Genomic DNA, 21469 nt, shown 5'->3' with positions numbered 1-21469 from the left:
TAGACACCCAGCCCCTCATTATCATCGATATCAATACCCGCTTCCAGCGTGAACGCAGACCAAAGCAACTTAGAACAGTTTTTATCTCCATAGTGACTTGTTAGTCTGTTTCAAATTTTTAAATTGATTGATAGCTTTTTTTAAAAATTCTTACATCTTATGGAATAATTTAATACTGATACTTTACTTGTTACATCAATATTCAAATAGTGTAATATATGATTTTTTATGTTACAATAAAAAGAAAGATGCACGGGGTGATCTGAATGAATACATTGTTACATATAGGAGATATCGCTTTACAGTATTATAGAGGACGTAAGACTGGATTAGTCGGTTTAGCTGCAATATTCATTACTATAGTTGTAGTGGCAGCATGGAAATACATTTCTCCTATATTTCGAGTGACTGGTATCTCCTCATTATTAGAAAACATTGGTTTAATTTCTCCTGGCGATGCCGCATTATCCGGATACAAGATTCTCTTTGCTATAGTAGCGGTCTATTTCTTACTTATTCTTATTACATTTCCTACCCTTTTAGTCTTTGCTCTCCTACATCGTCTTGTTTCGAGTAAGCTGGGTACATATGGAATAAGCGCAATGCTAGCTATTCTACTGTCGCCTATACTTATTCTAAACTTCTTCTTAAAGCTATTTCTAAGACCACAGCATAAAATGCAAGTTAAAGAAGAAAGCATTGTAGATGAACTTTTAACGTATAAATGTAATACTGGCGATAACAATGCCATTTTTTCTGAAGAAGCAAGAGAATATTTAAACCGAATTCCTACCCTAAATGATCATTTATTCCTAATTGGAGTAACTGATGCAGACGAACTTTATGCACTGTTACCGCGACCATTCGGTGTTTCTATATACGGAGATGTACAAAACAAACTTTTTTGCAAAAGATTAAATGTACGCAAATATAACAGTCAAACTGACAAGATTCCTTCATATGCTATGTATCCTGAAAAATTCATAGCTGAAATAGAAACAAATCCAAAGATAAACGATATTGACATTGAGGAATATGATTCATATCGTTTTAAATACTTTATTAAAGCTAGCAATATGGCTGATTTAGTAAATACTTTCTCGATTTATGCAGCAAGTAAGCAGTATAAGAGTTATGTCAATGTTGTGCAGAATAACTTTTTTAAGGGTATGGATAAGATTAAGTATGAATTAGCAAATTGTTTAGATAGAGAGCATCTCTATACATTAAGACATGAATTGAATATATACGAAAAGATAACTAACCAGAGCATAGTAAGGAGTATCTGGGAAGGGAAAAATTCGAACAACATAGAGGGATATTAATGGATTCAGAACGAAGGAAAGAAATAATTAAGCAAATAACGGATTCCAAAATTAAAGTAACTACAGTAAGAGATTGGAACCTAACTGCAAAAGAACAAAGGTTACCTTCAAGTTCGACTCTTATTAATGAATTTGGATCGTGGAAAGCCTTTAAGGAAGCCTGCGGCGTTGGCACGGAGAACAAATATACGTTAAAAAAACTGCTTGAGATAGCAAAGTTGAATAAAGACCACCTGACTTCCCGAAGAAAATGGGATGATTTTGCTTCTGAAAATTCTCTCCCTCGATCACAAATATTTATTGATAAATTCAGCAGTTGGAATAATCTTAAGCAGAAGTTAGACTTACCTGCCTTAACAAAGCGATCGGACCTCTATACAAAAGAAGACATAGTTAGCATCCTAAAACAACATGGAGCTAATCTGGAGTCCCGCCAACAATGGGATGTATACGCTCATGAGAATAATCTACCTACTTATAAAACTTTGCGGAAACACTTTACTTGGGATGAAATATTAACCTTGACCAATAGGAATAAGATTAGTCACCTGACGAGAGATGATCTTATAGAAATTAGTATTAAACATTATAAAGTATTTGGCTCAGCTTCTATTACTACCTGGAACGACTATGCTAGGGATAATAAAGTCCCAAGCAGCTATAGCTTCATAAGAAACTTTGGAAGTTGGAAAAAAGCTAAAGTTGAAATCACAAAAATTAAAAATGGTTTAAAAAAGACACCCACTAATTAGTTGGTGTCTTTTTCTACTTGAGAAACTATTTCAGAAGGTGTTGTAGAAATTAGATATGTGGAGAGATCATCTCCATGATTATTCGAACTGTAGTGTTTAAAAGCCAAGTTTATTTCAGCTTCAGATTGATCGCTGTATACCAATTTAACAGTTGCTTCATCCTTAGATGTGCCCAGGACTCCATCTTTTTGATTGTATTTTATATCAGTTATTTCTTGATCCTTCGAAATAGCTTGGATGAAATCCATGATTACATCACTGTTATCTACAGAGCCACCATTGAATAAATCTTTAGAAAGACTTTCTGGCTCAAATGTTTGAACAAAGAGATCCTCATCTTTTAATGTCACTGCAGAAAACAAGAATGTTATGGCTCCTTCTACTGAATTATATTTCTCTGCCACTTCATCATTGTGTAAATGAATGTGACCGCCGTCTCCAATTTTCTCTTCATCAGCCCATTTATACAAATCTTCTTCCTGATTTATAACAGACTTCATATCTTCTAATGTGTCAGCAGACGCTTGCTTAATATTTATACTGTCTTCTTCGTCATCTAAACTGAAGAATACAAGCAACCCTGTCATAATAAGCATCCAGGCAGCGATAGAAGCTAAAACAAGCTTTCTTTTCATAATTCCCTCCTAGAATTGCACATATTTTGCAGGATCTAATTTACCCGACTTAGTAGAATTCCATGCTGGCGAATGTAGTTCAAAATGAAGATGCATGCCTGTTGATTGTCCAGTATTACCCATGTAACCTATAAACTGTCCTTTTTTGATATTAGCTCCTGCTGATACCTTTCGCGAAGCTAGGTGAGCATAAAGAGTTTCATATTGTTTTCCTTCTATATTGTGCCTGATAATAATCGTATTTCCGTATGAGCTTGAAAGATACGATTTAACCACTACTCCATCTGCAGATGCCACTACCTGTACATTTGATCTACCACCACCGCCAATGTCTATCCCATTGTGGTAAGTTCCCCATCGTATACCAAAAGTAGAAGTGATATCACCTGTTGCCGGTCTCATAAAGGCACCAGAGGTTACTTGTGGTACATCGCCACCACCATTAGGGGTATAAGTTGCTTGTGATTTGAATTTATTAGCGTTTTTTAGGACCTTATCGACATACCAGTTAGCATGATTGTAGTTGTAGATAGCCCCTCTTTGATCGGAAGCATAATTACTTCCGGCCAAGTAATTGGCCGCAGTATGTATTGCATCTTCAATCTTCCATGGATCAGCCTTTCCATCGCCATTACCATCTACTCCATATCCACCACCGGCTTTAATTACACTTAAGCTGGTTATGTCAAGAGTTGCACTTACTAGCCCGCCTCCAATATCATATGTCCAACCTACCCATGTGGCTGGCATAAACTGTAGATGTCCAACTGCTCCGACTGAAGATACCATAGTGGGATGTGTACTAAAACCTGTCTCAACAAAGTGAATAGCGGCTAAGGTGTACCAATCTACACCGTATTTCTTCTCAGCAGCTAGATATATTGGCATATACTCTGCAGGAACCCCTTCACCTGGAACAATTGTTCCATCATATGAAATACCGGAACCAAACCCCGCACTACTATCTGATTCCAACCACTCTAAGTAGCTAATATCAAAGCCCTGAAATTCGTAGTTAGCTGATATCATACGTTTGTCATTAAGTCCTAGACCGTAGGAATTTAAGATACTATCAAAATTGGAGTAATCATGAGTAGTCGTTTCAGTTGTATTAAACCTTTGATGTCTCGTCATAGTTGTAGTTTTCACTGTAATATCTCGGACTTTTTCAACCGGGACTCTTTCTTCAACAGTTTCCTTCACCACTTTATGCTTTGTAACGTACTCTTCTTTCCAAGTCCCGTCTTTTTGTTGTACATATTCCTTTTCTCTATAAGGAACTTTCGTTGAAACTGTTTTGGTCACAGTCTCATATTCGATATATTCTTCTTGCTCTGTCTTATAAACAACATCACTCTTCCAATCAGTAATGTAATCATCATGGTCAAAGTGAGTTCCGCCTTCCCAATGCTCTACACCGGTCAACTTAGTTACCCATTTGTCTTCCCTATCTACATCGCTCCATTTTTCGCACTTGTCATTCCGGCAGACCTGCGTCTTACTTTCAGACCATTCATTGTATTCATTGTAAGAGAACGAAGGAGCTAAGCTTTCTGTAAACTTATCTACCAGCTCATAATAATCCTCTCCTTGCATCCCATCAATTTGTATTACCGCGGAAAGTAGTTCAACTGGAAGCTTATACGGCGCTTGCAACGGATCTGACATATCCACTGTTTCTTCAGTTTTCTGAACCATATAGTCATGTAAGTCTTGTTCTTCCGAGGTAAGACTTTCTCCTTTACCAAGGAAAAACGATAAACTCAATGACACTATTATCACTGCAATTACTACAATTCCAAAGACAATTAGCGCTGGTACACCAATACTCCCTAAAAAGGTTAGAAGCATCTTAATTAAAACCGCAACACCTTTTTTTACTGCTTTGGCGGCTAGTTTTGCGAGTTTTTTCCCGGCTTTCTTACCTAATTTCTTACCCGCATTTTTTACTTTTCCTTTCGCATAGCCTTTGGCTAAATCGATAGCACCTGACTTCTGTTCTTGATCATTTTCTTGTTTCACAGGAAGAACCATTAGATGGCTCCTCCCATACTTTGATGACGAAGTGCTTCATATTCCCTTCTTCTCTGCAGGCGATTATTAACCACTGGCGGAAGTAGATCCTCCGGTTTAGCAGAGGTCTGGTAATTTTGGCTAGAAGGATTAAAGTCTTTGACCAACCTCTTATTCTCAACAGAATAATTGATTTGAACTGTCTCTTCGTCTTTCAGTCTTGTATCACCTTTACCGTAAGGAGATACTCTAAAATCTCTGCCGCTACTATCCTTGGCAATCATAAAGCTTCTATTTTTAGATACTACCATTCGAACATCTTTTGTATTTTGCACTACATCAGCATATGAAAGCTCACCGCTATCAACTTGTTGATTGAGTGCAGGTATCTCTTGAATAGTTGGTTGTTTACTAGAATTTGAGCTAGCCCTATTAGCTAACAAGCTTGCTGGCTTCACATTTATTGGTCTTCCAGTTTCTATACGGCCACCAGTACTATCCATCTTATATGGTGTTGAGTCATGCACCAGGGCACCATTAGAAACGTTAAGATCTTGATACACAACTTCACCTTTCTTAAGTGAACTATCTCCAGACCCATAACGTGATACGACTTGTTTCTGGCCATGTATATCTTTTACTTGAACAAACGATTTATTTCCAGTCGTAACTAGCTGTATTGCACCTTTTGCTACTTCCTTAGTGCCGTTAGGTGTTTCTACTTTCTGAGCCATATGCTCCACTTCAGAAACTTCCATCACTTTTTGATTTACGTCTGCGTTATAAGGATTTGTACGAACACCTAATTTGCTTGCTGCTTGGTATCCCCTAACACCACCGATCACTCCACCAACGAAGGACACTGCATTAGTATAGTTAGCTTGTCTTTCTTCAAGGTTTTGCGGAATATGAGTGTTTCCGATTTGTGTCTTAGCAGCAGCTAATCCACCAGTTATTCCATTTGATACTGCAGAAAACGCGTTAGAAACAGGACTTGTAGCTAGATCAGGATTAATGACAGTTTCCTGATAAGCTAGGGCAGCGCCTAGTACACCAGATGATACCAATTTCCCTAATTTGGTATCCTTCGCAAAAGCGGACATATCTTTCACACCAGTTACAACCCCAACACCACTGAGGACACCAGAAGTAATTGCCGCGGCTCCATTGATTGCTCTTACATTACTGAATGCACCATTAATTGGAACTTGAGAGGGTATTTGTTGCGAAACCTCTCTAAGATTCTGTTTGTATACATTAGGTTCTTGTGCCTGCCAGGCTTGTTCAGCAGCTTCTTTAGTAACATCCTGCTGTCCTTGTTCCTTAATAAAATTAGCTTTAGCTTCACTAGTCTTGACTGAAGCCATTTGCGAGGCTAAATAATCTGTATTAACTTGATTTCCGGAGTACAAGGTTCCTGATTTAACAGAATCTGCTGCTCCTTTTGCCATTTGGAAATATCCACGAGAAGATCCGTTATGCTCTTTGAAAGCAACTTCTACGTCTTCCTCAGTTGCACCTGGATTGCTTGCTTTATAATTCTTTTTGAATTCTGCCTGATCGGCGTTAAATACTTCTTCACTGACACCGTTCGCAAAATTGTTTTTATCAATTAAAGATGAATTTCCAGGATTAGCACTTGTCATCTTAGCAGCAACTGAGCTTGCAGCAGCTTTAATACTTCCGGATTTAGCTGTAACAGCATTATTCCAAGCTGCATCTCTTTGCTCATTACGTGTAGCAATATCTTGTTCAGACATATTTTCTGTAATAGGATTTTCCCTATCATAGTTATCCATGAATGCTTGTTTATTATTAGAGGCCCAGTTGCTAGTCAATTTAGCAGTAGTTGCACTCACAAGTTCATCGGCATCTGCAACTTTTGCTTGTTTAGCCATGCTCTTACCTGCTCCAAGTCCACTAACAGCAGCTAAAGCTACTTGAGCATAGGCAGACTTATCACCATTCATAGACTGGAACGCCTCTTCTGCTTGCTCATCTGTAGCCGCAGGATTACTTGCCATGAATCTATCTTTAAATTCATTTTTGTTCAAGTCTGATACTTGATCACTAACTGATCTTGCGTAATCAGATTTATTAATAAAGGCTTGGTCAGATGGAAGTCCATTGCTCATTTTACCTGCAGTCGAATTTGCAATACCTGCTATCTGCTCACGCTTGTCTGCGACAGCATTATCCCACTCAAGTTCCTTTCGCTCTTCTCTATCTGTTAAGTCTTTAGAGGACATGCCAGGAACAATAGGATTTTTCTTATCGAAATCCTCCACAAATTGTTCTCTATTCTTGTTAGCCCAGTCCTGGCTCAATTGATCAGTAGTTGCTGCAGAAAGAGCATTAGCATTTGCGTATTGACCATCATTTGCTCTGATCTTACCCACTTGTTCTCTTGCCTTCGCTAGATTTTCAGCTTTTTTATCACTGACCGCTTCATCCCATCTACTCTCATGGGAGTCAGGAAATCTTTCTCTTAAGTCATTCATAAATTGCTCTTTATTCGCACTTGCCCATTCTGTAGTTTCATTTTCTGCCATTGCTTCAGCGAGCTGCTCATCTGACTTAGAAGGATCCATTTTGTCTCTTGCAGTCTGTAATCCCTCTTGCCAACCTTTTTTCAACCTAGATCCTACAGCCATAGCCCCAGCTGCTCCTGTCCTACCTACAAGCCCGCCGGCAATGCCACCTGCTTCATAACCTATAGTAGAACCTAAAATACTACCTGAAGGACCCATTGTAGAACCTGCAATAGAACCCGCTGCTCCAAAAACTGCTTTACCACCGCGAGAAAGGATGTCACCTGCTTTAAGCATTTTCTCTGCTTTAGTAGTACTACCTGAGTCGGTACCGGTATTAGCGGCTAGTGTATTTGGATCCGTTTCTCCATTCTCACCTTTAGATTTGCCCAGTTTATCTTTTGCACCTTGATATGCACCTTTTAAAGCTCCTGTTACTGACTTTCCATCCATAGCTCCTTTAGCAGCTCCATACATACCTGCAAGTCCAGATAAGCCAAACATAGCTCCTGTTTTAGCTAACCCCGAGTTCATTCCACCGCCTAATCCTAATAGAGAGCGTAACGATTCAGATACTGGAATAAATATCACGTATAAGATAATTGTTTCTAATCCGTTATTAGCCGCGGCTAATAACGCAACTATCCAATATAGTGCGGCATGGATGGATTGAACAAACACAGTACCTACAAACTCTTTAAACCAGGCAAGCGTCATATTCTTTGTCTGAGGAATTAGATATAGAACAACCATTAGCGGTCCAATTATCATAAAGATGATTAGCGTTAGCTTTCTCATCATGTAATAAAAGTTTGCCCAGATACTAAGACCAAGGAGACAGAGCGCAATAATAATCTGACCGATTATATCTTCTCCGCCCTCGACACTCTCCTTAACCTTAGCAATCTCAGCGTTGTCTCCTCCACCAGCAAAGAGCTCAACTATTGTATAGTTGACAGTGAAAACAATGGTATATAGTGTTGCTAGGTTAAAGAACAGGATACCAACAACAGCTAGATCTTTCATGAATTGAATTGCATACAATCGATTAGAAGGGTTTATTCCGGAAGAGGAAATCTTCATCCCGCCCATTACTATCGCGATGAGCAAAGCACTTACAGCAAGTACAACAAACATATTCATACCTGGTGTATAGATGTTTGTTAACTCTTCCTCTTTGAAAATCCCAAATGCTAAATCTACGTCTTCTTCTTTACCAAAAATAAGACTTTTGAAGGTGCGTAATTCCAAAAACGGTGCAATCAACCACGTATACATGGTTGAAATCAGTGAATTAACTATATCTGTGATTCCATCAAGCACTTTACATCACCTGACCATTCCTGGAATTTTGTTTTCTCCTTTTCTGTAGCAGCTGCTCAAGTACTGCAGTATTGGACTCGATAAACGTGAGTTCTTCTTCACTTGGATTAGTCTTTAGCCATACTGAACTCTTACCGCTTCTTAAAATCCCTTCACCCTTGTCTGGATTACCAAAGAGAATTCCAATTTCACCATCACTTAGATCAAAATTTTCTTTTACTCTTTCCAAGTCGATTTTGTTCTGTTGCATAAATAGAATTGTGAAAGTGGAGGATAAAATACCCCTAGCTTTTGGATTCTCAAGAATCCGTACAAAATCTTGAGTAGCCCAACATAATCCGCAGTTTCTCTTACGCGCACGTCTTGCTACTTTCTCAAAGAAGGAAACTGTCTGTTCGTTATCGATGAACTGCCAAAGTTCGTCTGCATATATGTACTTCTTCTTTGTTGCGTTCTCACTATTCTTGGCAAAGTACTCCCAAAGGTAGTTGAGTATAACGTGATATGCAATTGGACGTAGGAAGCCCTCTTCCATTTGGCTAATGTTAAAGTTAATTAGTCTTGATGTATTTAGCGTTTGTGTAACGCCTTTTCCAAGATACGTTTGACCATCGAATATCGGTTTTGAACCTGTTTTCAGGAATGGCCGTATAGCAGCTATTAACCGGCCAGCTTTCCGATCTTTTGAATACTTATTAGACAAATAATTATAGACATCAGAAATTGTTGGTTCTGGCTTTCTCACTTTGGATTGTGTGAGGATACCATCGACTTCCTTTACTTCGTTTGTATACAAAGAAGAGGGATGTGATGTTATCTCCAGCTGTTCTTCAAAAACGTACTTGATAGACTCTTCAAGGAAGTTTCTCTCAAATACATCTAGTCCGCCCTCTTCTCCATTTTTTCCGCGCACAATGATATCAAAGAAACTTAGAATTTCATTCTGTTTTTCACGAAGAGGAACAAATCGCACAAATGTTTTTTCACCTTTTTGAATTATTTCTCGATCATCCGCTGTCTCTAGCCATTCCAATTCTTCATCTTCATCCGTCATCGGTATATCCGTGTAGTTAATGGAACACGGGTTAATACAGATATCTGCTTCTTCATTGACATTAAGATTTATTCCACCAAGCCTTTTAGTCAGCATAGTGAATTCACCTTCAGGATCAATGATAGTAGACCAAACGTTTGCTCCGCTCATTTCCCTAGCAATTTTGAGTTTCATGGCTAGTGACTTACCAGAACCTGGAATACCGGTAATCCCTACATTGTAGTTTTGAGGTCTATTCTCTTCGGTACCGAAGCTATTGATAAACTCAAGTTGATCAGTAATTTGATTTTTTCCGATCGGGACTCCACCGTTGTATTTACCGCTACCACTGATGAACGGGGAGAATGTTGATAGTGCTCTCCTATCAACGTTTCTCATAGAATCTGGAATTTCATTCTTTCCTAAAGGAAGGACACTATAGAATCCTTTTTTTACACGACTCCAAGTTGAAGTCATCTTTACAAAGTTACCTGAAAGCTCATCTTCAAGTGTCTCACTGTAATTGTTTAATTCCTTTTCACTACCCGCATACAAAACGCCCATAGTGGACACATAGAATAAGTCATTCTCTGAGAACTGAATTTCACCCATCAGAACATCAGTATCAAACATTTTTGTCTCAAGGTCTTTAATCTGATCAATATTCCCTCTCTTTGTTTGGAAGGAATAGTTGGACTGTAGCATCGTCATTTGCTTTTGTAGCATTCGTATTGCATCTGTCTTTGAAATTTTGTGTATATCCAGCATCGTATCTGCTTCACCACTAGAAGTGATAGAGTATAGCCAATTTGTAGCAAGCTTACGAGGATAGCCGTCACGAGGAACATACCACGGTCTGAAATACGTATTGGTTCCCATTGATTGTTTAATCACACCAAAATCTTCTGCATTGATTGTCATACCATCCGGAGCGATAATATCCCAAAAAGTCGGCTTCGCATCAAGTTGAGTTTGTATTTCTTCCTCGTTAAGCTTCCCCTTCTGTTTCTTTTTTTCTACCGGTTTAGCTGGCTTGCTCTTTTTGTTCGCGTTCTTCTTCTGTAACAGCTTCATCTTCAATTCCCTCCTTAACAAGGTCTACACGGATATCATCCTGGTCTGATGTTACAAATAGTGACAGCATCTCATTTGGACCAAAATCTTTAAATCTTGATTTTACTGCTCTCTTCCTATTAAAAGCGTGGTAGAGAACATCTGTAATTCCTTCACTAGTTAGTAATTGAACATCTATACGAGCTTTTCTTAACTGGTTCCTAGCAGCAAAGTACCTTCTTGATAACTCAGAGAAAGCCTTATCTACAATCTTTTGTTCTAACTCCTCTTGATTCTCTGCATTTATTTCACTGGACTTAACTTGATATATGAAGAGTAAATACCTTTTTGTTTCAAAGCGTGGCGCAATGCGCTGCCACTCTGTTAGATCCTCCACCATTGTTTTTGCATATTCTCGAGCGTTTTCACTCAGATCTTCAGCATCCTCCATGCTCTTTCTCATAGAACTGATTTGATCTGACAAGTCCACATATCTGTTTTGTAAGTAAATTTGAAACTGATAGTTTGTTTGAGCTAACCAACGTTCGAAGACTACATCAATTGCTTCTTGTTCAGCTTGGCTTAATAGAAAATAATTGACTGGTTCAACTTCTGCATACATCACAAATTTGTCATCTTTGTAACGAAGCATGTGACTCTCAATCCCTTTTACATCTTTAAACAACTCTTGAAACGGTTGCGGCTCCTGATCCATTTCAATACCGTTTTTACTATCCGATGTTTTGCTGTTCTTTTTAAATTTGCTACTTTCCCTGGCTTTCTTTTCACCCCAAGGTAGTATGGGTTCCTTCATCATTACTCTGTAGAAAATCCACAACCCTATAGCAAGTCCACCCATTAAGAGCATGTCGAGCATTTTATCGTCCCCCTTTATTTAGGTCCCTTACGCCATATACCAAGTTGCTTTTTGTAACCCGCCTTAATAAGAAGATAAAAATCGAAGTTCAGATTGTACTTTCTCTTCTTATAGAAAGCGAATATAAAAACTAATGCAGCTGTAGGAACGGCAGAAATGAGACAAAAGATAATGCCGAATATCATGTTCGGCGCTAAGCTAAAGACCGGCTCCATATATGAATAAATCAGCACAATACCACCGAATATATAAATCAACTGCCTTTGTGTCAGAAGGCCAAGAATCGTCTTTTGTTCACTTGCCATATCTATTGGAACTGTCACTTTTCGGCTCATAATATCTCCTTTGCTTATAAATACACCCCTCTCGAACTAAGAGGGGTGTATTTCCTTTGTTATGCAATTTAAGCTCCGAATCCAGCAATCCATCCTGCAAAGTCGTAACATTTGTAAACAACGAATCCACCGATTCCTGCAAATGCCAAACCAATCATCCCAGCTGTACGGTTTTGCGGATTACCTTGTGCTGCAGATAGCTTCATACCTGCAAAAATGATGCAGACTACTGTCCAGATACCACCTAGAATGATGATTAGAGTAACAAGACCATTTAGATCATCGTATACTCCACTGCTTTCTACATCACCGTCCGGTGTGATACCAGCTTTTTCCCATGCATTTGCGGAAGCAATATCTGGGTTAACCGACATTAAAGCAAAAACAGCTGCCACAATAACCAAAGCAACAAGTGCTCTAGTTAGCATAGGTTTTTTAGAAGTTAGACTGTTCATCTCTTTTTCACCTCCATCTTCCGGAAACAAAAAAACCCCACAACTATGAGAAATGATTATTTCATCTCTTAATAGTTGCGGGGTGTCCCGTTTATATGTAGTTATTGCTTTGTCTAACTAATAGTAATGTTATAAGATATTTTGGCAAAAAGCAACGATAATTCGCCTTTTTTTGTAAAATTGTGCTTTTCTACAATATCCTATTTTATAAGCCGGATCCTTGCTATAATTAAGGATAGACAAACTAAGGAGTGATGTTTAATGGTAGAACTTCCTTATCTGATATATCAGGGTATAAACACGTCTCCTAAGTACGAATTATTAAAAGACAAAATTTTAAAGTTCCTTAGTGAAGATGAAGAACATGCTATAAAAGTGATATATGAGAAGTATTTTGATAATAAAGATCCAGAATCTGTTGTTTCATACCATAAGCATAATAAATTGCTTAAACGGAAGAAAAGTTGGACTGAAAAAGTAAAGACTGGCTATGAGAGTTACAGGAATGGAGACAAACTCAGTAAGGGCTTTGCAAAGCATTTAGTGGATATATATTCGATGATGAAAGACTATGAAGACGATAAAGGATTAACTGGATTTCAAAAAATGTTTAAGGAATCGAGCGCAGAAGCTGCTATTGAAAAGTACATCCAGGAGCTAGAACAATGGCATAGTGACAAAAACAGTATGTTAGCGGCATACCCCTTCTTTAGTGACCTTACGTCTAATCAAAAAGCAACATCAGTTGAGATCGACTTGATACTAATTATGGGTGAATGGTTGGTAAATAATCTTCATACACTCTCACCTACAGGGATAGAAGATGGGTTATTAGTTTTTGATGAAGAAGAGTATATGGAGTCTAAAAAGTTCGTTGAACAAGCCCCTACCTCTGCTCTAGAACACCCTTATTGGGGTGTAGCCAAAAAGGGGAAATCCCCATTAAATAAAGAAACGACGTTTTTAGAAGATGGGCGAACTCACTTTGAAGTTAAAAAGAAGAAGGACTACGAACTAGACGATTCTTATAATCTTGTTGTAGATTCTGAGATAATTGAAAGCTTTAATAAGCATGTTAAAACACCAGATATGTTCGATTCAAAGATATTTATAGATTTAATCAATAGAAGAGATAAAAATTTTCAAAAAAACCGCAGAATAAGAGTTTATTTATCAGAGCTTTTAGATACACACTTCAACGACAAAAGTCAGAAGTCGTATAAGGAATTAACGGAAAGGCTACTACGGTTAGGGTATTTTAGAATAGCTCAACGCGAAGGCGACTCAGTAAGATTGAGATCCTTATTTTCTGAGATGACAATTGAAAGAGAGCAAGGAAACAATGACCGTTGGTATCTAATGGCCTATGTAAGCGACAGTGTTTACGATAATATTCTTAAAGAACAATATGTCAGTATCTACAATAAGAAAATACAAGAATTAGAAAATAATTTAGCTTACCACTTATCTTTTATAATTCAAAAAGAACGTATACTAAGCTATAAATCTGATTCTGAGGATATATCTTTTGAATTGAGTTGGAGTGATCTTAGTTCATCGATACGCTTTAATAAGAGAAGTAAAAAAGAGAATTTTGATGAGATTGAGGCGGCACTCGAAGAAATAAAGCAAAAGGATTTTATTGTTAAAGGATACAAAAGATATACAAACGTTTCTTTCTTCGTTACATGTCACCCTTTAAACAAACGTGAATTGCAAGATATGAATAGTAAGCGACTTAACCTAAACTCTTCTAGTGACGCGATGATACTTGGAAGTTAAAAAACGATCCTATTCAGTAGGATCGTTTTTTAACTCATGAAATCTTCTATTGCTGTCCAGGACGCATAAGTATCTAGATTTAATATCTTTTCTTTCTCTTTTACATCAGTAAAAATAATATCTATTTTAAAATCATCTTCATCAACAAAAAATTCCTCTTGCTCATCTCTATCAAGAATCATAGTTAATTTAAGGACTTTACAAGTATTAGCCTCCAAATTCATTACGTAAGGTAGTTCTTAATCATCCACCTCAAACTTAAACTTTGGGAAGAAACTATATCCCGTACTCTTATTAGTTAAACTCAAACCGATATCAGAGAACGCTGTATTTGTTTTACCAGAATTAGTAGCTATTATGTATGCAGTCAATTTAACCTCTTCTGCAAATTCTATAGGAACACTTTTTTTTGTTAATACTCCATCGTCCTCAAATGTTCTCAGTCTTTCAAGATATATCTGTCTCTGAAAGAAGTTTGATTTAGGACGATTAGATATTGTATCTAAAAAATGTTTCACAAAAATACCCAGAAATGCCCCAAACGGTAATGTTGCTAGGATTGTAGTTAGTTCTTTCAAAAAAACGCCTTCCTTCTTAAAAATATCGGGTAATTCTACAATTTCTCTTATTTATATCGGTATTTTCTTCAGAAATTCTAGTAAATTACGGGACAATTTGCAGTACTGCTGAAAAGGTTCGGGATTTTCTTCAATTCCTTAATAAAATTTAATCAGATTACAATATTATTTGCTGATATTTACTACATAACTACTAGTAAAATCTTATTCGCATTCTAATCTTTATCGGGATTTTCTGCACTTTTTTCTTTTGTTGTAGGAAATTCGCAACTTTATTCTACTTATAGCTTAACTAATAGGAACAATACATAAAATCACTTATATCTCTCGGGATTTTCTGCACAAAATTTTCTATATTTTTTTTTAGAGCCTGATTTGGAGCTATTATTCAAATACCTCTTAAAATGTTCGGGTGTTTTTGCATCTTTTTCGGTATCTTAAACAGCCATTAAAACAACCTTCCTTTAAACTCTTCTTATATTGATCGGGATTTTTTGCAGTTTTGACCGAAAGATTGGAATCTATTATAAATGGTTAATAGAGGTAACTATACTACTACATTTTACTAATTACCGAAGGAGGCGGCTGCTTTGAAATTAGAATTCAGAAATCATACACCTATAGCAAATAAGTGGTTAATCGTCTTCTCTGGAATTAATAAGAACGCAGTAGACAAGAACGGTAAAAAACTCTATGAGCAACACGCATTTCATATTCCAAAAAGATGGATCTCAGTTAAATGGAGCCGCAGTATGATTAAGCAAATGCTAGCATACATGGCCTTATCTGATAGTGAGGGTAATGCTGGTGTTATTCATCTTGATACATTGGCTACATACATAGGATGTTCTACAAAAACAATTCAGAATAATAACAGAACTTTTGAAGCGCTGCAGCTGATTGAACGAACTGAGCTGTGGTCTAATTTAGTATGTATTAAGCTTTCTAACTACCGCGAAAACTTTTTAGATCTATACGCCTCCCCTATTAAAGGAGGCTCTTTGACAAGCGCTAATCCAGGTTCCGAAAGTGCAGAAACTAAATATTACTCCCGTACTGGTTATACAACGATTAAAAAAGAAGCTATGCTAGAGCTGCTTGGGCTCTTGAACGTAAATGAGCTTCGAATTGCTTGCAGATCTCTTTATTTATTTGAGAAAGAAGTGAATGTAGGCGGAAATTCAAAAGCCTATCTTACATATAATGACCTTAAAGGTATTTTACCAAAATACTATGTATTCAAAGCTAACATTAAAAAGACATTCAAGTATTTAAGTACTCTATTTAATTTTAAAACATTAGAAGAAAAAGAGATCATTGAATCACTGAACAAAAGCCATGAATCTATTCCGTTGCAGCTACAGAAGCTAAAAAGCAGATTTATGGTATCTTTCCAGCTACATGAACAGAAAAACAGCCGCCTTACACTCCAAAAAGAAATTAAAGAAGCAGATTCAGCATTTGATCTTTTCTTTTTGGAGACAAAAGTAAGGTCTATTTCCAATGAACAGAAAAGCTCACTTGTATCAGAATTTGGCATTGCTAAGATAAGCCAGGCACTTGATCAAATAACAACAATAATAAAAGGTAACTATTCTCCAACCAGGTCTAAGTTAATGGATGATTTAGAGAGCACCCCTGTAAATTCTATAAAAAATTTCATTTCTAGCACTGAGAAGGTGCAATTGATCTAATGAGCACCTTTTTTTGTCATGCACTAATTTAAGTAATTGTTCTTTTAAATAGAATATCAGTATAAGAATCAGTAATTATAGAGGACTCTGAAATATAAGGACGACACTATAATTACTTTTTTTTACAATCAAAGAAATAAATCAAATATAACCTTAATTTATCTATTTCATAGGTAAAATCTCAACTTACTTATAAAAGATTCAGATATAACAAAAAAAAATTAAGATAGAATGTACTTTTAATAACTTTTAAGTATTAATCCAACTTCTCTTTTGTATCTCAAAACCTTATTATTAAAGGATTCTCTGCTCTTTTCGTTTTACAATTTCTTTTAATTTCTTTAAATCTCTTCTAATTATATAAATATATATATTCATACATCCGACATTTTATATCTTTTCTTTTTTTAACCATAATTTAGGACACGATGAATTACAAAGATAGGAACGTCATTAAGTCTAATTGCTACTACGAAGATTGCGAGGGTTGTATTGGAGTTATTGTTTTTTGAAATATTATTCTTTTGATAAGCTGCAGATTGATCAGTCTACAGCTTATCAATTTACCTTCTTAGCCTATCAAGAGGATGACTATAAGTTGCTTTTTTAGAGTAAACAAGTATCCCTACATTTTCATCTAAATCTTTTCTTTTTTTAGCTTCTTCAGGTGTAACAGCAGCACTATAGAATTTCTCGTGCTTTCTACTATCTTTGTTATTATTCAATATATATACCCTCCTATAAAAAAAGCTACAGATTGTTAATCTGTAGCTACATATTATACATATAAAATCAACTATGCTCTTTTTCTGTCCAGTGGGTGTGTATACTTTGGCTTTTCAGAAAAGAGTATAATCCCGACGTTTTTATCTAGGTTTTTACGTTTTTTAGCTTCTTCAGGTGTAACAGCAGCACTATAGAATTTTTCGTGTTTATGCTTATCTTTTGTGCTCATTGCTCAGCACCTCCTAATAATGAATCCACAATGCCTATAATATCTGAATTATAGGATCTAATTGCTTGTAAATCACCTTGTTCTAACACATCTTTCCCTGAAATATGGAATGTTAAAACAAATTTCTTACCTATAGGATAGCATATTAAGTATGTCTTAGTAAATGGTGAGTCCTTCAGTATAACGTACCTGACAACATTGTTTAAATAAGTATCGATAACCATTATTTCGTCATTATATTCACTTGAAAAGTCATAGTATTTTCCAGAACCGACGTTACCTGCTACTTGTGCTATTCCTTCTGAATTCGCTTCCCAAATACTAGCACCTTCTAGTCGATAAGATAATAACGATTGGATATGTGAAGGTATTTCGTACCCACTCATTAATGCACTATATAAAGTTTGATATTTGTCGTTACTTTCGTCCCAAATCTTATCACAAAGGTGAGCATAGAATCTCAAGGCACGATAGTAATTATCTGCATCTAATTCATGATTAGGTCTTTTACCAAGTTCTCTAATCTTTTGGGTAATAACGCCACAAGCATGACTTACAGCTGCAGCAAAGTTGTTGTCTGTTCTTTTAGTATAAGACAGTGTATACAACCCCTCTAAATCAGTAGGCAATTTATAATCGCTTTCTTCATCGGGAATTATAAAAAATACTCTTTCTCTCCCTAGCTTGCCCCAAAACATACCTAGTTCAAACAAGGAATTATCCCGTGTTTTTAAATACTGGCGATCGCGCATATTAACAAGATCGTCAGGAGAAAATATAAAAACAGCGAAATCATTTGTTTCAAGCGCCTCCTCCAAGGAATCCATTGCGTATTTCTGAAAATCAAAGGCACTGGTCCAAGGAGTTACTTCTGCAACAAATTGCAAGTATCCCTGAACTGCTGTTACGTAGTCTAAAGATTCACTTGCTGATCCAATAAACACTCTAGGTTTAATATTATCCATAGTTCCTCCCAATATATTCATCAGTTAGTATTTGCTTTTTAAAATAGTGCGTTTATATTCGGCTTCTTATGGCCAATGAATAAATCATCAATGCCTTTACCGTCCTCTGCGTTCCATATAACCATATTAACATGGTAACCCCTGATTTTAAGCTCTTTTACGCATTTCATAAGATTAAGTCTGACGTATGGATTATTTACAACGTCTGCGTCAAAAGCCAAATTTACGACCTCTACACGCATGGCTTCTAAAAGCGGTAAAACAATTTGCCATGCGTTAACTCCAGGAAGTCCTAGAAAGATATTGCCGTATTCTTCAAGCTCACTTGCTGTAAGGATATCCTGTATTTTATCTGAAGCTATATCGATTTTGAGAGGACCTTCGGATAGCCAAACAGATTTTGCTTGAATTCCGTTTTCTCCCCTTCTCCGGATACCTGTAGGTAGCGATACATGAATAGGCGGTGGATCACCAGAACCTGTTCCTTTTGGTTTATTAGCAGAACTAAGCCAGTAATATCTGTTACCCTTTTTTAATGTTACTGACCCGAGAATATCCTTTATCTTTAAATCCTTTTCAGATTTTCTGTCGTAGATAAAGACACCCTTATCTAGCTCCAAAATCTTTTCATAAAGGAGTTCGTTATCTTTATAAATTCGCACAACATTCGGCTGCTCTATGACTTCAGCTGTTAAACCTGGATACCTCTGATCCACTTTTACATCATTCGAAGGATTATCTAATCGATATTGAAATCCCACTATCTGTTGCCTAGAATTCCTAAAAGGAATCAAGATCCCAGACCTGCCGCTAATTGTCCAATAGTTGCTGCCATACTTACCTTGTGCTTCGTAAAATCCGGGGACTCCTTTAAAATTGTCAATTCCTAACCTTTTCTGAATTTCTTTAACAACGACCCAAGGCTTGTCTGGGAATGAGCGGTATTCTCTTTCCTGTACTTGATTGAGATTCAACCCTCTATCAGGAGATGTAAGATGCTTTAGGTGTTCATTTGATAAGGTTAGACAATTGATTAGCTCCGTATATATGCGATGAAGAGTATCTTCATCAGCTTTTGGTTCACTCACTTCAATTACCTGGTTATCGTCAATTTTTTGTCTTCGTTGATCTCCATTTAGGAAATGAAGGTATGAAGGTAAAGAAGAATTTTTACTGAAGAATTTCTTACTTTCAACTCTTATACAAGCGACCATGTTTCCATCTTTATGTTGCATACACGCACCAGTTTTACCACATACAGGGCAAGCAATCTTAGTGAACTCGTACCACCCTTTTATTCTTGTTCTCCTTAATCCTTTCATTTGTACACTCCTTACTTTGTTTATTAAAAGCTATCTTTTTATTACCGTTGTCCTCTTTAAACACAAAAAAGTGGTCCTAAGAATAGAGAACAACACATTAATGTGTTAATCACTAGTCCAAGGACCACTTGATAAGTTTAATTGAAAGAACCTGCAAGCTAACTGCTGCAAACGAAAATAAAAAGATAAGTTTCAAGATAATCATACCTTTAAAATTTTCGCTTATCAAGAGCCACTAGGCTGCAGAAAAGACTGAAGGCGTTTGAATAGTCCTGGTTTTTTGTTCTTAGCGTAATCATCACCAAGCAAGTCAGATGCTAATATATGAAAAATCGGATTTAATTCATTTTGAACCTGCTGCACTTCTATTAGAGGCTTTTTGTCGAGATAGTTTTTATAAATCTCTTCTGTAAGATCTGGAACAGCTGTAAGTAAAGGGATCCCTAGCTGCTTGGCCAAATCATCACTACGAACGAATGGGAAGTCCTTCATAAAGATAAGTTTGGCATCTATGTTGTAGGTACTTATGGTGTTTTTAATATAGTTCTTCCAAGCAAGAATTTGTTGATATGAACCATCGACGAGAATCCAAATCTCATCTAGGTATTCCAATGTATCTAAAGTATGATTAGCCATTTCCCCCGTTGGTAAATCTACAATAGTGACATCAAAATACTTCGGAGTATTAATGTATTGTTTTATATGCTCTTTACTCCAAGAAGTTGATTTTGCATCTTCATCATCTAGTGGGAGCCAGTGTACTCCTTTAAATTGCCACTCTACAGAGCTTGGATGCTTCTCTGGATGATTTAGTACTTGTATAAATGAATTCCAGTTATCCGGAGTCTTTGTATATCTCATTAGCATGCTTTTCAATAATTGCTTTTGCGTAAGTCCTTCAATTACAGCGGAAGGAATATTGTACATGCCCAAGTAGATAGAGAAATTAACCGCTAAAGTTGTTACACCGATACGATGTAAAGGAGACCAAATACCAATGGTTTTATTTCTATCCCAATTTCCATTGTTAAAAGCTTTTCTCCTTATTAGTAATGAGCGTTCAGATAATAAATCAATTTCTTCTTCTTCGAAAGTTGTATTACTGTTTTCTTGAATTAATTTCTTACCCTCTTCTTCTATCATCTTAGACATACTGTCATCGACGATATCAGGATATGGATCGCTTACTTCTACAGGGTTGTAATCATTCTCGTTGTCATTTACTTCTTGTTGCTCTACATTAGCGATTTCAAAGACATTAGAGCCATGTTCGCGTATCCAGGTAACAAATGCCTTAACATCATTAAAAATCAAGAGTCCAGGCTTTATCTCATACAATACATTGTCTTGTGTACTCCTAATTAAGCAAGCAGCATTTTTAAAACGCAACTTCATGTAATCCTCAACAGATACATACCTTTCATCAGTAACCAGAAAATCACATTCGACTTTCGATACATCGATTCTCTCTTCGATGACTGAGATAGAAACCTCCTCAATCACCGCGCCAAATTCGCTGCGGACAATATTGAGTAATGCATTGTCACATATTGCTAAAGAGATTTTCTTCATTTCTGATTCTCTCCTGTTTTATAAATGAGTTAATTCTTTCTCTAATTTGAGGAGTAAATGGAAATTTACGATTTTCTACCTGTCCTATGTAACTCGCAGAGAATCCAAGATCTTTTGCGAATTGATACTGACTTCTACCTAAACGTTTTCTAAGGATAATCAATCTCTCAATATCGTCCTCTATTGTGCTGATTTCGTTAAAGCTATTGATATTCACCTTCATCACCCTTGTGCCAGAATTTAAAATAAAAAAACCGCTATTATCCCTT

19 protein-coding genes are annotated in these 21469 nt (G+C 36.6%); 4 read left to right on the top strand and 15 right to left on the bottom strand.

Annotated features, from left to right (window positions below; genetic code table 11):
- The first annotated feature begins 266 nt into the window (after positions 1-266).
- Both ACH6C1_RS16845 and ACH6C1_RS16840 read left to right on the top strand, forming a co-directional pair.
- Entirely contained in the window at positions 267-1325 is a 1059-nt protein-coding gene (locus ACH6C1_RS16845; protein ID WP_374079121.1) for a hypothetical protein, read from the top strand.
- The gene (locus tag ACH6C1_RS16840) at positions 1325-2077 is read left to right on the top strand and encodes a hypothetical protein (protein WP_374079118.1); all 753 of its coding nucleotides are present in this window, start codon (positions 1325-1327) and stop codon (positions 2075-2077) included. Before ACH6C1_RS16845 ends, ACH6C1_RS16840 begins: the two co-directional genes overlap by 1 nt.
- On the opposite strand, the gene ACH6C1_RS16835 is transcribed toward ACH6C1_RS16840, so the two are convergent.
- The 7 genes from ACH6C1_RS16835 to ACH6C1_RS16805 all read right to left on the bottom strand — a co-directional run bounded on the left by ACH6C1_RS16835 (position 2074) and on the right by ACH6C1_RS16805 (position 12332).
- A complete protein-coding gene (locus ACH6C1_RS16835) occupies positions 2074-2712 on the bottom strand; it encodes a hypothetical protein (RefSeq protein WP_374079116.1) in 639 nt (212 codons plus the stop codon). The two genes, ACH6C1_RS16840 and ACH6C1_RS16835, sit on opposite strands and share 4 nt — an antisense overlap.
- Before the next feature lie 9 nt (positions 2713-2721).
- Complete coding sequence (locus ACH6C1_RS16830) at positions 2722-4746, bottom strand: peptidoglycan DD-metalloendopeptidase family protein (RefSeq protein ID WP_374079113.1); 2025 nt, start codon at positions 4744-4746, stop codon at positions 2722-2724.
- Positions 4746-8579 (bottom strand): hypothetical protein, encoded by a 3834-nt coding sequence (locus ACH6C1_RS16825; protein ID WP_374079111.1) that lies wholly within the window; start codon positions 8577-8579, stop codon positions 4746-4748. Before ACH6C1_RS16825 ends, ACH6C1_RS16830 begins: the two co-directional genes overlap by 1 nt.
- A 1-nt stretch (position 8580) precedes the next feature.
- Complete coding sequence (locus tag ACH6C1_RS16820) at positions 8581-10686, bottom strand: VirB4 family type IV secretion system protein (protein ID WP_374079108.1); 2106 nt, start codon at positions 10684-10686, stop codon at positions 8581-8583.
- On the bottom strand, positions 10637-11542 hold the full coding sequence (locus ACH6C1_RS16815) for a hypothetical protein (protein ID WP_374079105.1): 906 nt from the start codon (positions 11540-11542) through the stop codon (positions 10637-10639). Before ACH6C1_RS16815 ends, ACH6C1_RS16820 begins: the two co-directional genes overlap by 50 nt.
- Before the next feature lie 14 nt (positions 11543-11556).
- A complete protein-coding gene (locus tag ACH6C1_RS16810; RefSeq protein ID WP_374079103.1) occupies positions 11557-11877 on the bottom strand; it encodes a PrgI family mobile element protein in 321 nt (106 codons plus the stop codon).
- A gap of 68 nt (positions 11878-11945) precedes the next feature.
- Positions 11946-12332, bottom strand: coding sequence for a hypothetical protein (locus ACH6C1_RS16805; RefSeq protein ID WP_374079101.1), 387 nt, complete (start codon positions 12330-12332; stop codon positions 11946-11948).
- Between the two features lie 261 nt (positions 12333-12593).
- Here ACH6C1_RS16805 and ACH6C1_RS16800 point away from each other — a divergent pair, with 261 nt between their 5' ends.
- Entirely contained in the window at positions 12594-14114 is a 1521-nt protein-coding gene (locus ACH6C1_RS16800; RefSeq protein WP_374079098.1) for a hypothetical protein, read from the top strand.
- A gap of 29 nt (positions 14115-14143) precedes the next feature.
- On the opposite strand, the gene ACH6C1_RS16795 is transcribed toward ACH6C1_RS16800, so the two are convergent.
- Both ACH6C1_RS16795 and ACH6C1_RS16790 read right to left on the bottom strand, forming a co-directional pair.
- Positions 14144-14338, bottom strand: coding sequence for a hypothetical protein (locus ACH6C1_RS16795; protein WP_374079096.1), 195 nt, complete (start codon positions 14336-14338; stop codon positions 14144-14146).
- Positions 14339-14353: 15 nt separating this feature from the next.
- Complete coding sequence (locus ACH6C1_RS16790) at positions 14354-14692, bottom strand: hypothetical protein (RefSeq protein ID WP_374079094.1); 339 nt, start codon at positions 14690-14692, stop codon at positions 14354-14356.
- Positions 14693-15282: 590 nt separating this feature from the next.
- Here ACH6C1_RS16790 and ACH6C1_RS16785 point away from each other — a divergent pair.
- On the top strand, positions 15283-16386 hold the full coding sequence (locus ACH6C1_RS16785) for a hypothetical protein (RefSeq protein ID WP_374079091.1): 1104 nt from the start codon (positions 15283-15285) through the stop codon (positions 16384-16386).
- A gap of 563 nt (positions 16387-16949) precedes the next feature.
- On the opposite strand, the gene ACH6C1_RS16780 is transcribed toward ACH6C1_RS16785, so the two are convergent.
- The 6 genes from ACH6C1_RS16780 to ACH6C1_RS16755 form a co-directional block, all read right to left on the bottom strand.
- Positions 16950-17111 carry a hypothetical protein gene (locus tag ACH6C1_RS16780; RefSeq protein ID WP_374079089.1) on the bottom strand — a complete coding sequence of 54 codons (162 nt, stop codon included), beginning with the start codon at positions 17109-17111 and terminating at the stop codon, positions 16950-16952.
- A gap of 71 nt (positions 17112-17182) precedes the next feature.
- Positions 17183-17341 (bottom strand): hypothetical protein, encoded by a 159-nt coding sequence (locus ACH6C1_RS16775; protein WP_374079086.1) that lies wholly within the window; start codon positions 17339-17341, stop codon positions 17183-17185.
- On the bottom strand, positions 17338-18306 hold the full coding sequence (locus ACH6C1_RS16770; RefSeq protein ID WP_374079084.1) for a TIR domain-containing protein: 969 nt from the start codon (positions 18304-18306) through the stop codon (positions 17338-17340). The genes ACH6C1_RS16775 and ACH6C1_RS16770 overlap by 4 nt, the downstream gene beginning before the upstream one ends.
- Positions 18307-18344: 38 nt before the next feature.
- Positions 18345-19628, bottom strand: a complete 1284-nt coding sequence (locus ACH6C1_RS16765; protein ID WP_374079082.1) for a DUF3854 domain-containing protein — start codon at positions 19626-19628, stop codon at positions 18345-18347.
- Between the two features lie 225 nt (positions 19629-19853).
- Entirely contained in the window at positions 19854-21200 is a 1347-nt protein-coding gene (locus ACH6C1_RS16760) for a CpaE/TadZ family protein (RefSeq protein WP_374079080.1), read from the bottom strand.
- A complete protein-coding gene (locus tag ACH6C1_RS16755) occupies positions 21172-21423 on the bottom strand; it encodes a helix-turn-helix domain-containing protein (protein WP_374079078.1) in 252 nt (83 codons plus the stop codon). Before ACH6C1_RS16755 ends, ACH6C1_RS16760 begins: the two co-directional genes overlap by 29 nt.
- Positions 21424-21469: the final 46 nt, after the last annotated feature.

Origin of the sequence: Terribacillus sp. JSM ZJ617 (genome assembly GCF_044383785.1) — a bacterium.
Taxonomy (GTDB): domain Bacteria; phylum Bacillota; class Bacilli; order Bacillales; family Amphibacillaceae; genus Terribacillus.
The sequence above is the reverse complement of the archived record's forward strand: the minus strand, read 5'-3'. Positions and strand labels throughout refer to the sequence as shown.